The 11,827-nt window shown below is 37.8% G+C and carries 10 protein-coding genes; 2 read left to right on the top strand and 8 right to left on the bottom strand.

All coding sequences use genetic code 11. The features are described from left to right. Nucleotides 1-73 precede the first annotated feature (73 nt). From MWU82_RS00070 to MWU82_RS00050, 5 genes are all read right to left on the bottom strand, one after another. Complete coding sequence (locus MWU82_RS00070) at nucleotides 74-580, bottom strand: OmpH family outer membrane protein (protein ID WP_215947546.1); 507 nt, start codon at nucleotides 578-580, stop codon at nucleotides 74-76. Between the two features lie 275 nt (nucleotides 581-855). Next, nucleotides 856-1,707, bottom strand: coding sequence for a class I SAM-dependent methyltransferase (locus tag MWU82_RS00065; RefSeq protein WP_247094821.1), 852 nt, complete (start codon nucleotides 1,705-1,707; stop codon nucleotides 856-858). 642 nt (nucleotides 1,708-2,349) lie between these two features. Next, the gene (mnmG, locus tag MWU82_RS00060; protein WP_247094820.1) at nucleotides 2,350-4,218 is read right to left on the bottom strand and encodes a tRNA uridine-5-carboxymethylaminomethyl(34) synthesis enzyme MnmG; all 1,869 of its coding nucleotides are present in this window, start codon (nucleotides 4,216-4,218) and stop codon (nucleotides 2,350-2,352) included. A gap of 6 nt (nucleotides 4,219-4,224) precedes the next feature. Next, a complete protein-coding gene (ybeY, locus tag MWU82_RS00055) occupies nucleotides 4,225-4,644 on the bottom strand; it encodes an rRNA maturation RNase YbeY (protein ID WP_215947543.1) in 420 nt (139 codons plus the stop codon). Beyond that, a complete protein-coding gene (locus MWU82_RS00050; protein ID WP_247094819.1) occupies nucleotides 4,637-8,080 on the bottom strand; it encodes a hypothetical protein in 3,444 nt (1,147 codons plus the stop codon). Before MWU82_RS00050 ends, ybeY begins: the two co-directional genes overlap by 8 nt. A 110-nt stretch (nucleotides 8,081-8,190) precedes the next feature. On the opposite strand from MWU82_RS00050, the gene gltX reads away from it, so the two are divergent. Beyond that, on the top strand, nucleotides 8,191-9,702 hold the full coding sequence (gltX, locus tag MWU82_RS00045) for a glutamate--tRNA ligase (RefSeq protein WP_247094818.1): 1,512 nt from the start codon (nucleotides 8,191-8,193) through the stop codon (nucleotides 9,700-9,702). Nucleotides 9,703-9,856: 154 nt separating this feature from the next. After that, nucleotides 9,857-10,786, top strand: a complete 930-nt coding sequence (locus tag MWU82_RS00040) for an SPFH domain-containing protein (protein ID WP_247094817.1) — start codon at nucleotides 9,857-9,859, stop codon at nucleotides 10,784-10,786. Between the two features lie 87 nt (nucleotides 10,787-10,873). Here the strand turns inward: MWU82_RS00040 and MWU82_RS00035 are convergent, their stop codons facing one another. From MWU82_RS00035 to MWU82_RS00025, 3 genes are read right to left on the bottom strand one after another with little or no spacing between them, the layout of a single operon-like run. Beyond that, the gene (locus tag MWU82_RS00035; RefSeq protein WP_215947539.1) at nucleotides 10,874-11,089 is read right to left on the bottom strand and encodes a DUF6327 family protein; all 216 of its coding nucleotides are present in this window, start codon (nucleotides 11,087-11,089) and stop codon (nucleotides 10,874-10,876) included. 6 nt (nucleotides 11,090-11,095) lie between these two features. Then, nucleotides 11,096-11,440, bottom strand: a complete 345-nt coding sequence (locus MWU82_RS00030) for a phage holin family protein (RefSeq protein ID WP_215947538.1) — start codon at nucleotides 11,438-11,440, stop codon at nucleotides 11,096-11,098. Nucleotides 11,441-11,451: 11 nt separating this feature from the next. After that, entirely contained in the window at nucleotides 11,452-11,781 is a 330-nt protein-coding gene (locus MWU82_RS00025) for a YtxH domain-containing protein (protein ID WP_215947537.1), read from the bottom strand. Between the last annotated feature and the right edge of the window lie 46 nt (nucleotides 11,782-11,827).

Here is an 11,827-nt window from a genome sequence, read left to right as displayed (position 1 = left end):
CAAAAAACCCTTCGGAATTAATTCCGAAGGGTTTTTCATGAAATATAGTCCTTAAGGACAATTGAATGATATATTACTTCTTGTAGTTATCGTTCAATATTTTAACGATGGCGTCGGTAACGTTATGTGCCTCTTTACCGTAAAGAACACTACCCCCGTCTCCTCCGGTCAGAATAAAGGAATAGCCATTTGATTCCCCATAAGCTTTGATTTCCTTTTTTACCCTAGATACCAAGCTATCCATCTCCGTTTGACCCTGCATCTGCAATTGCTGCTCTTCCTGTTGCAACTGTTGACCTATAAACTGACTACGTTGTTGCAACTGACCATACTCTTCTTGCGCCTTGGCTTGTGCCATTTTTTGAGCCTTAGCCTGGAATGCTTGGGCCTCCACTTGAAAAGCTTGGGAAATGCTATCCCTCTTTTTACCAAAAGTTTCAGTTCTCGTTTTAAATTTAGCTTCAATATCAATTTTCTCTTGATAAGTATCCATCAACTTTACATTATCAACGAAAGCTATCTTTTCTTGTTGGCAAGATATTGTTCCGATAAACACCAGCGCCAAAACTAATTTTTTCATTTTCTCTTTAATTTAAATTTGGGCAAAAATAGAAAAGGTTTTTTAGAATAAGTCAAAAATTGTTGTCAAACATTATAACACAAGATTTTAGGTGAACACCTCCCTTGTTCTTAGAATAGTGAACTGGAAAACCATTTTTTATTATCTATAAACAAAACCTATATCACATTACATACTTATAAATATTGTCTATCATAAATGAAGCGGTCAATAAGACTATCAGGGCCTTTCTAAAAAAGGCAATACTAGGAGAAGGCAACACGGGTTAAACCTGCTCAGAACCTCTTAAAACCAGTATTAGGCCTTTTAATTATATATATCAGGGAAGAATACTCTTTGGACTTAAATGCAAACAAATTAGACTTAAATCCAGACCAAAGCGCCTTTACAAAATTCTGTCTCCCCGTCTTATACTTTTCAGAAAGCAGAGAAACATAAAAAGCATCAAACATCATTGGCTTAATATTTACCACTTTCATACCATGATTCCCAAAGATCCTCTGAACACTATTTCTAGAAAAATGCCAAAGGTGTCTCGGTACATCGAACGCTGCCCAAAATTGTTTGTAGTAAGCCGCATCATAAGATTTGAAATTAGGAACAGCAACAATAAGCGTTCCCGAATCAGATAGGAGTCCTACCAACTTGCTAATCTGTTCATCCAGATTTGGCAAATGCTCCAAAACATGCCAAAGGGTTATAACATCAAATTTCTGACCCGCAGGAAGAGAGTTCATATCCTCCAATAGCTCTACACCTTTTTCCTTTGCTTTAAGCCTTGCCAATTCATTGGGTTCAACCCCTGTAACTTCCCAGCCACATTTCTTAGCTACGGCCAAAAAATCACCAGTACCTGCTCCTACATCAAGCAATGTTTTTTCAACAGAAACATAGCAATCAATAAGTGAAAGCTTACTTTTTAGATTATAACCCTTTACTGTTTGATAAATTTTATCCACCAAGGATTTCTTAGAATCCGTATGGGAAATATAATTTTCACTTTCATAATATTTCTCAAGATTTTCCGGTTGAGGTTCAGTAACCAACATATCCAGCACAGGATCATGCAATAGTTTAAACGACTCACCTGTGAGTGTATAGTCCTTGGCTTCTAAATAAAATTTCATGGTTTTGATAAGCGAATAATTACAATTTTCATAAACTACGAAGATACTTTAAAACAGTAGTCCATGAAAGTGAAATCATAGGAAGATTTTAGTTTTAATGACTGCCCTACCCTAGCCCGAAAAACATGATAAGACTCTAAATTATAAGTAACCTCCAAATTCAACCAATCTATATTTATCAGTTAAATAAATTGCAAATAATTACAGAATAATTCTAACCGATTAAAATTCCCATGATCTAAAAAAACAATCTCATATTTAATCTTCTCCATTAATTTAAAGCTAACTTGAAGTCAGAATTTAATTTTAATACATAGAAAATAATAAACCATAAAATCAAAATCAATAAAAATTCACAAATCCTCATGCGCTATTTTATTCCACAAATAAGAACTAGGCTGCCCAAGAATCCGCATAACAAGGCTTTGAATTTTTAAGCACAAAATTCCTTTGCCTGTTTAAAGATTTATGAAACTTTGTAACCCGACTACAACATAAACCAGGAAATAAAAAAGGTGTTTGCCTAAATCAATCGGCAAACACCTTCTCTCTAAAATCCAAAAATCGAAGCTTTAAAATAGTCCTAAAGCAGACTGTACTTTACAAATGTTCCACGTGGAACATTTAGATTCCAGTAGAAATTTATCGGCCCATATAGACCAGTAAAACGCTTATATCGCTAGGAGAAACTCCACTAATTCTAGAGGCTTGGGATATAGTAACTGGCTGTATTGCCTTCAGCTTTTCCCGAGCCTCATAGGAAAGTGATTTTAACTTACTATAATCAAACCCCTTTGGAATTTTGATATTTTCCAGTCGCTGCAATTTATCCGCATTGTTCTTTTCCTTGGCAATATACCCAGAATATTTAACCTGAATTTCTGCCTGTTCCAGTACCTCCCTATCCAAATTGTTATCTGAAACAAATTCAGAAACGCCTTCCAATTGCATCATGTGCTCCATGGTTACTTTGGGTCTTGAAAACACTTTAAACATCTTATCCGGTTGCTTTACAGTTGACGAATCCAACTCCTCTAAAATAGGATTAATCTCTTCTGGCTTAAAACTGGTTTCCCTAAAAAATTCTACAAAAGCAGTTGATTTACGCTCCTTCTCCTCCATCTTTTCCAACCTATCCTTCTTAGCCAATCCCATTTCAAAACTTCTAGGTGTAAGTCTTAAATCAGCATTATCCTGTCGCAAAAGCGTCCTATATTCTGCCCTAGAAGTAAACATACGATATGGCTCCTCCGTACCCTTTGTAATAAGATCATCTACCAATACCCCAATGTAAGCTTCATCCCTATTCAGTATAAAAGCCTCCTTTTCATTTATTTTTAAATGAGCATTTATCCCAGCCATTAATCCTTGGGAAGCAGCCTCCTCATACCCTGTAGTTCCATTAATTTGACCTGCAAAATAAAGATTCTCAATAAGCTTGGTTTCTAAGGTATGCTTCAATTGTGTTGGTGGAAAATAATCATATTCGATGGCATATCCAGGCCTAAAGAATTTTACATTCTCAAACCCTTTTACAGATTTTAAAGCTTTATACTGAACATCCTCAGGAAGCGAAGTTGAAAAACCATTTACATAAACCTCTACCGTGTTCCAACCCTCAGGTTCAACAAAAAGCTGATGACTATCCTTATCTGCAAACCTATTGATCTTATCTTCAATAGAGGGACAATATCTTGGCCCCAAACTCTTAATCCTACCGTTGAACATCGGAGAACGATCAAAACCTTCCCGTAGTAAATCGTGCACCAAAAGACTTGTATGGGTCATATAACAATCCCGTTGATGGGACAATGCCTTGGTATCGGAATAGGAAAATTTTTCAGGGATTAGATCACCAGGTTGCGGAATCATAACCGAATAATCCAAAGATCTCCCGTCCACCCTAGGGGGTGTTCCAGTCTTCATTCTTCCACTTTCAAATCCTAACTCCACCAATTGTTCAGTAATTCCAATTGCTGCTTTTTCCCCGGCTCTACCACCACCAAATTGTTTGTCTCCTATATGAATTAAGCCATTTAAGAAAGTTCCATTAGTAAGAACAACGGACTTGGACCTAATGTCAATTCCTAAAGAGGTCTTCACCCCAACAGCACGACCATTTTCTACTAAAAGACCAGAAACCATTTCCTGATAAAAATCAACATTTGGAGTATTCTCCAAGGCCATACGCCATTCCTCAGCAAACCGCATTCTGTCATTTTGAGTCCTAGGACTCCACATGGCTGGACCTTTGCTTTTATTAAGCATTTTAAACTGTATGGCACTCTTGTCGCTAACAATACCACTATATCCGCCAAGAGCATCTATCTCCCGAACAATTTGTCCCTTAGCAATTCCACCCATGGCAGGATTACAAGACATCTGTCCAATAGTCTGCAAGTTCATAGTAACCAACAAGGTTTTAGAACCCAAATTGGCGGCAGCAGCAGCAGCTTCCGCTCCAGCATGACCTGCACCAACCACTATAACATCATATTCCTTTTCAAACATAACTTTTCAATGTTCCACGTGGAACAATTTAATTTTTTCGTCTTCCTTTAACCTCATTTGCGAGGCCTCCTCTTCACTCTTGTCACCAAACCCTATAAGATGCAACACCCCATGAGCCATGACTCGTTTTAATTCAGTATCAAAATCAACACCATACTCAGAAGCATTATCCCTGACACGTTCAACAGAAATAAAGATGTCACCTGCTATTCCATTACTATCCTCATAAGGAAAAGTAATAATATCAGTATAGGTGTCATGATTAAGATAGTCTTGGTTTATCTTTAGAAGATATTCATCATCGCAAAAAATAAAATCCAATTGACTATAACTTTCGTCCTCAGAAAGCACTATCCTACTAATCCAATCGGCAAACTTGGTTTCAGCATCTATGCTAAAATCCGTCTCATAGTGAAAATCAATCATCAATTTTAAAATATTCCTTAACCCTTATCTGAAAATTTTGCTGCAAAGGTAATGCTTGTCTATTTAAAATCTCCACATCATTGCGATAATTATCTAATATTGAGGGCCTAGTAAGAATAGGGTTCTCAAAGGAATCATAACTATTGTTGCTTTCCCTTTCCTTGGTCTTCCCCTGCTTCATGGCCGCATTGTCCAATTTCAACATTTCACGATTAATGTTGTTCATCTTATTCACTGTTTGCTGGGTAACCCCATTTCTCAATAAATCGTTCTGAAAATCCTCCATTTGTTGAACCAATTTTTCTCCTAACCTACGATCGTCACTATTAATAAGATTCTTCAATTGACTCTCCAATTGTTCACGTATATATTGTTGTTCCTTGTAAATTTCATAGATTTCCTTCAATTCCTCCTCACTAGGTCCGCTTTGGTTACCTCCTGGGCCACCTTGGGTTCCCATTCCATCTCCACCGGATTTAGACCCACCAGATCCTTTACCCTTTCCATCCTCACCTTTACTGCCTTCCTCACCACCTTGACCATCACCATCACTACCCTTACTACCATCCTTTCCCTGCTTTTCCCCACTCCCTTTACCTTCCTTACCTTCACCTTGACTACCTCCTTCTTTTCCCTTCTTACCCATTTCCCCCATTTTCTCACCTAACTTTTCCTGTCCCATAATAATATCGGGCAATTGAAAGCCTTCTCCCTGCCCCTTCCCAGAACTTGGACTCATGCTTTCTTGCAAATTTTCCAGGACATTGGCCAAAAACTCACTAAGGCTATTAGAAGCGTTCAGAACATACTTTTGATAAGAAGCACCTTGATACATTTCACTTTCTGCCATACTCTCCAAGGCCTTATCCAAATTATAATACACTTCGGTAATTTGCTCATTAACAAATTCAGAAAGTTCCGCCTGCCTCAAGGATAGAGCAAACAAACTATCGTCCACATGCCCAAACAATTCCCTTAATTCCTGCTGCTTTTTAATACTAGCGGTATTTAAAGAACCGGACATTTCAGATTGACCCAAGCTCTTATACAATCCCTCCTGCTTAAAAGAGAAAGTAATTAAATTATCCAACAATTGCCTTAACATCTCAGCATCCTCAGCAGTAGAAGAACCACCTCCACCACCGGAAGCAGCAGACATCAAATCTTCAGAAAGTTCTTTCATTTTTTTGGCAGCAGACTTTTGTTTGGATTTAACCTTATCAGAAGAGGACTTATCGCCACTAGACTGTTTGGAAAGCTCCTCCATAGCATCCTTTTGATCCTTCTTTACCTCTTCCACCTTGCCCATATCCACCTTTAAATCCATAGGTTTCCTTAAACGAGCAATATCCTTCGTCAATTCCTCCACCTCCTTACTAATTTCTTCAAACTTGGAACTTAAACTATCCTGTTTCCTTTGCTCCAATTCCAATCCCAAATCCTTCTCAACCAAAGCTTTCTGCTCCTTGGACAACCTATCCAATTCATCACCCAACTGTTCTGCCTTCTGTTGCACATAATACCTCTTGGTGAGTTCTAACAACTGTTCCAAATTACGATCTGCATTCCTCTGCTTTTTTCCAAGCTCTTCCAACCGTTTGGCCAATTCATCTTTGTCCAATTTTTCTGCCAACTTATTCAACTCCTCCAATAACTTTTCATTCTTCCTTGCCTCCAGTTCCTGCCTTTCCAACCTCTCCTCCAACAATTTTTTCAATTTACTGTCCTCTTCAGCCTTCTTAAGATTATCCTTCAATTGCCCACTAAATTTCTTCATTAAATCCTCCTGGATCTCCTGCTGCTTTATGAAATCTTTAATCCGATTCTGATCTGAAAAGCTTAGTACACTATTTTCCCTTTCCTGCCTGTTAATCTCCTTTAAGCTCTTCTGTTGCTCCTTTGACATTTCCAAAGATCTATCCAAATTCTTTAAAATTGATTTTTGGAATTCCAACTCCTTCTCTTTCAACTGTTTAGCACTTAACAAAGAGGAACTAAACACCTGACTTTTAGTGACTTTACCCTGGTGGATAGCGTCATTATCCTCTACTTCAAAATAGAAATCATAAGTCTTACCTTCCACCAAATCCATGCCCGAAGGAAAGGTGTAATAAAACTTATTATAATTGGTATTAGGGTTGGACAGGACCAAAACCCTTTTATTATCCTGCCCTTTATTATAATAAACCAACCTCACAGTTCTCAATTGGTAATCATCCGTTGCCTCCCCTACGTAATAGGACAAATTAGGATTTAAGGAATCTAGAACCTGATCTACCCGTACACTGGGATAAGCATCCCTGACCACCATGAAGCGATATCCCAAACTCTCGTAGTTATCAATGTTAGCATTGGAAATAGACAATTCATAATCTAAATCGGAAAAAATACGTTTATCAAAACTAAACGTATCCCCCGCCCTATCAAAATTCTCAACACTATCCCCCACATGAAAAAGTACCTCATCGGTCGTTCTAGTCTTCATCCTCCAAGAAACACGTGTACCTTCAGGAAAAACAGCATTCCCAGTACTTCTTATCACTTCATCATTCTTTTTGGTATATTCAGGATAATCCAGTATCATATCAAAATCTACTATACTAGGAGCAGCGAGTACATTTAAAAAATACTCCCTAGACCTAAAACCATTCGCCACAAAATAAAATGCAGTACTCTCCAAGGGCGGCGTAAATACATATTGGTAAAACCCATCCTTAACCTGCAGGAGAAACTCTTCGCCATTAACTACTATAGACACACCTTCGGGCTTGATACGTCCTTCTGTAGTCACTGAAACCATTAAAGACTCGCCCTCCAGAACATCCAAATTAGAAGAAATAAGTTTAAATGTAAAAGGTGCCGGCGGTTCATAGGCAAGATCATAGTTAACCACTCTTTTATAGGAACTGAAATACGAAACTACATCACCAGAAACCCAGATTATACCAAAAACAAAAAGAGGAAGCAATAAATATTTGGCGTATCCTATATTATCTTTAAGATCAATAGCCTTAACAAAAGGAACTACACTCAAATCCGTGGATCGCTGTTGTATACTTGCCAACAACAACTCAGACTTAGAATTACTATCCGCCAAATCCAAAAGGTTAAAAAGCTTATCGTCCACCTCAGGAAAATGCCTTCCAATTAGAAGCGAAGCCTCCTTATTACTTAAACCTCGTTTCCATCTTAATAAGAAGGATAATGGAGTGATAATAAATTTCCAAACAAGGTACAATTCAACCCCGACAAACAGCACCAAAAGCACCAACCTCCCAACGGAATTCAACCACAAAAAATATTCTATTCCCAATATTACCAAAAAGAAAAGCACTCCAAAGGCCAAAAAAAGAAGCACACCCTTAAGCAACATCTTGGTATAGAACTTTGCAATAAAGGAATTAAGCTTTTCTAAAATATTACTATAATTATCCAAAATAGATCATTTTATAACCAAGGTACAAAAAAGCCACCTAGTCCCAAAGGACCTTAAACCGAATCCCCAAATAGAACGCTTTATGTATCTTTGCGCAAAAATAATACTTCATGACCAAAAAAGTAAGAGTTCGCTTTGCTCCCAGTCCAACAGGACCTTTACATATTGGCGGTGTTAGAACCGCTTTATTCAATTATTTATTCGCCAAAAAGCATAAGGGCGACTTTATTCTAAGAATTGAGGACACAGACCAAAATCGTTATGTTGAAGGGGCAGAACAATATATTATAGATGCCTTAAATTGGTGTAATATACCTTACAATGAAGGCCCGGGTAAAGATGGTGGATACGGGCCCTACAGACAAAGCGATAGAAAAGATCTATATAAAAAATATGCCGATATTCTTATTGAAAAAGGCCATGCCTATTACGCCTTCGATACCAGCGAAAAATTGGATTTTCACAGAAAGGACCATGAAGAAAAAGGTAAAACATTTATATACAATTATCACAACAGACTAAAGCTTTCCAACTCTTTGGCCCTGAGCCCAGAGGAAACAAATGCAAAAATACAAGCTGGGGAAGATTATGTTATACGCTTTAAAACACCTCAAGATGCCGAATTACATTTAACCGATATAATAAGGGGCGATATTAAAATAGATACCAATACCTTGGACGATAAGGTATTGTTTAAGAGTGATGGCATGCCCACCTACCATTTGGCCAATATTGTAGATGACCATTTAATGGACATTACACATGTTATTCGCGGTGAAGAATGGTTGCCATCTTTGGCACTCCACCAGCAACTATACGATGCCTTTGGATGGGAAGCGCCCCAATTTGCCCATTTACCTCTAATAATGAAACCTGTGGGCAAAGGAAAACTTAGCAAACGTGATGGGGAGAAAATGGGTTTTCCCGTTTTTCCACTTACATGGAACGATTCTGTCGGATACAGAGAGGCAGGGTATTTTTCGGAAGCCGTCACCAACTTCTTGGCCTTATTGGGCTGGAATCCCGGTACGGAACAGGAGATATTCTCCCTTGAGGAACTAGTTTCCGCCTTCAGCTTGGAAAGAGTAAACAAATCGGGAGCACGCTTTGACCCAGACAAAACCAAATGGTATAATCAGCACTACATGCAAACCCAGGACGATGCTGATCTAGCCAATGCATTTATGTTGAACCTTAGAAATAAGGAATTGAATTTGCCTGAGGACAAGAATAACGCAGACTATGTAAAGCAAGTAGTTTCCTTGATTAAGGAACGCGCTACTTTTGTTAACGATTTTTGGGAATTGGGAAACTACTTCTTTTTGGCTCCCACTCAATATGATGAAAAAGCCGTTAAAAAGCAGTGGAAAGAAGATACCGCTGCCATTATGACCCAATTGCTATCCCTATTGGAAGGTACAGCTAACTTTGAATCGAAAAATCTTGAAACCCAAGTAAAACAATGGATTTCTGAAAATGACCTATCCTTTGGAAAAGTGATGCCACCACTACGCTTGGTTATTGTTGGTGAAATGAAGGGGCCACATATTTTCGACATTATGGCCCTAATAGGAAAAACGGATTGTATTAATAGAATAAAAACGGCCATAGCAGCGCTTTAAAATAGCGAGTTTAGAAGACTGCCCAATATCTATTTAGTAAATAAGTAGAGCACTATTTTAGTGTATATCATCAGATTTGTAACATATTTAACAAAATTGTCACATATCTACAAAGTCTTTTGTAAATTCATTAGCTAATCTTAAACACTAAATCATGGGTTCATTTTTACTTATACCGTTATTACTTTTCGGTTTTGTAGTTCTTTTTTCTTCTTTCTTTACTGTTAAGCAACAAACCGCAGTTATTATTGAGCGCTTTGGGAAATTCAATAGCGTGAGAACTTCCGGTTTAGGAATGAAAATTCCGCTGGTAGACCGCATTGTAGCCCGTGTTGGGCTTAAAATTCAACAATTGGATGTCATTGTTGAGACCAAAACTTTGGACGATGTATTTGTAAAACTTAAAATATCCGTCCAATATGTTGTTCTAAAGAACAAAGTATATGAAGCCTTTTATCAATTGGAATATCCACATGATCAAATAACCTCCTACGTGTTCGATGTTGTCCGTGCCGAAGTTCCTAAAATGAAGTTGGATGATGTTTTCGTAAAAAAGGACGACATCGCCATAGCTGTAAAAACAGAGCTTCAAGATGCCATGTTGGATTATGGCTATGATATTATAAAGACCTTGGTAACGGATATTGACCCGGACGCACAGGTAAAAGAAGCCATGAACCGTATTAATGCCTCCGAAAGGGAAAAAATTGCAGCACAGTTTGAAGGTGATGCGGCACGTATACTAATCGTTGAAAAGGCCAAGGCAGAAGCTGAAAGCAAAAGATTGCAAGGACAAGGAATTGCCGATCAACGTAGGGAAATTGCACGTGGATTGGAGGAATCTGTAGAGGTATTGAACAAAGTGGGTATAAACTCCCAAGAAGCCTCTGCCCTCATTGTAGTTACCCAACATTATGATACCCTACAATCTATTGGGGAAGCTACCAACACCAATTTAATACTGTTGCCGAATTCGCCACAGGCCGGAAGCGACATGCTAAACAATATGGTGGCCTCCTTTACTGCCAGTAACATGATAGGCGAATCCATGAAAACGCAAAATAAAAAGAAAGACCCCAAATAGTCTAAATAGCACATTATATAAAAATCCTTTTACGATTTGTTTAAAGCAAATGGTAAAAGGATTTTCTATTTAGCCGAAAAAAGGGAATTAGCTAAATCTTTTTAATATTTTCTTTGCCACAAAGGAGATAATTAATTTCTGGGCAATTCCACTAAGCCCACCCAACAAATTTGTGGGATAAAAATTAGCCTTTGTCCTATTGACGTGCAGTCGTAACTGCTCCTTGTCAATTTCCCTCTGTAATTTTAAAATAGTCAACCTTTGATCTATTTCCTCAAAAGAAGTAAAAACCTGCTTTGTCATAACTCATCAATCAAAATAATATTCTGAAAACTTCTTTAACATAGGTTTGTCCAATATATCTCTATACAAATAAAATATAATTGCAATAAAAATATAAAACAGACCCACGAACAAAAATCCCAAAAAAGTGTTTTCCAACCACAGCCCAATGCCATATGCCGCGGCGAAAGACAGCATAAATAAAGCAAGCAAGGCAATACTTCCCAACATCAACATCTTGGCAAAGGAGGTCATAGTCCGCATACCTATTTTAAACCCCTGGAGTTTATAATACTCCCCGGTATTTTCTAAATAGGACCGAATATCACTATCAACTTCAGAAAGATTTTCCCTAATTTCCTCTAAGGCCATATAATGCTCTCTTATTTTTGCAGTTGTGCATTCTTATTCTTAAGATCGGCCAACTTCTTTTCCAAGGCAGTTATTATGTCATCTGCTTTGTAGCTCATATTGGAAATCGTCTCTTCCAACTTTTGCTCAAAATCCACTTTCTTGGCCTCCGCCGTTTTGGTAAGCTCTTCCTTGGCATGGGATATTCTACTAGTTAGATCATCGGTTGTCTCCATGGCCTTCTTCTTGATCTTTTTTCTAGTTTTGGTCCCTTTATCGGGTGCATACAAAATTCCAATTCCTGCACCTATGGCAGCACCTGTTAATAATGCTAATAAAGTATTTCCACTATCGTTTGACATAAATATTTTTTTTATTGTTATTAATATAAATTAAGATGCCCCTTGG

Origin of the sequence: Arenibacter sp. S6351L, assembly GCF_023016025.1 — a bacterium.
Taxonomy (GTDB): domain Bacteria; phylum Bacteroidota; class Bacteroidia; order Flavobacteriales; family Flavobacteriaceae; genus Arenibacter; species Arenibacter algicola_B.
The sequence above is the reverse complement of the archived record's forward strand: the minus strand, read 5'-3'. Positions and strand labels throughout refer to the sequence as shown.

Coding starts and splice junctions, on each gene's coding strand:
- MWU82_RS00070 (WP_215947546.1), bottom strand. CDS start 580: ATGAAAAAATTAGTTTTGGCGCTGGTGTTTATCGGAACAATATCTTGC.
- MWU82_RS00025 (WP_215947537.1), bottom strand. CDS start 11,781: ATGTCAAACGATAGTGGAAATACTTTATTAGCATTATTAACAGGTGCT.
- MWU82_RS00035 (WP_215947539.1), bottom strand. CDS start 11,089: ATGACAAAGCAGGTTTTTACTTCTTTTGAGGAAATAGATCAAAGGTTG.
- gltX (WP_247094818.1), top strand. CDS start 8,191: ATGACCAAAAAAGTAAGAGTTCGCTTTGCTCCCAGTCCAACAGGACCT.
- MWU82_RS00030 (WP_215947538.1), bottom strand. CDS start 11,440: ATGGCCTTAGAGGAAATTAGGGAAAATCTTTCTGAAGTTGATAGTGAT.
- mnmG (WP_247094820.1), bottom strand. CDS start 4,218: ATGTTTGAAAAGGAATATGATGTTATAGTGGTTGGTGCAGGTCATGCT.
- MWU82_RS00040 (WP_247094817.1), top strand. CDS start 9,857: ATGGGTTCATTTTTACTTATACCGTTATTACTTTTCGGTTTTGTAGTT.
- ybeY (WP_215947543.1), bottom strand. CDS start 4,644: ATGATTGATTTTCACTATGAGACGGATTTTAGCATAGATGCTGAAACC.
- MWU82_RS00065 (WP_247094821.1), bottom strand. CDS start 1,707: ATGAAATTTTATTTAGAAGCCAAGGACTATACACTCACAGGTGAGTCG.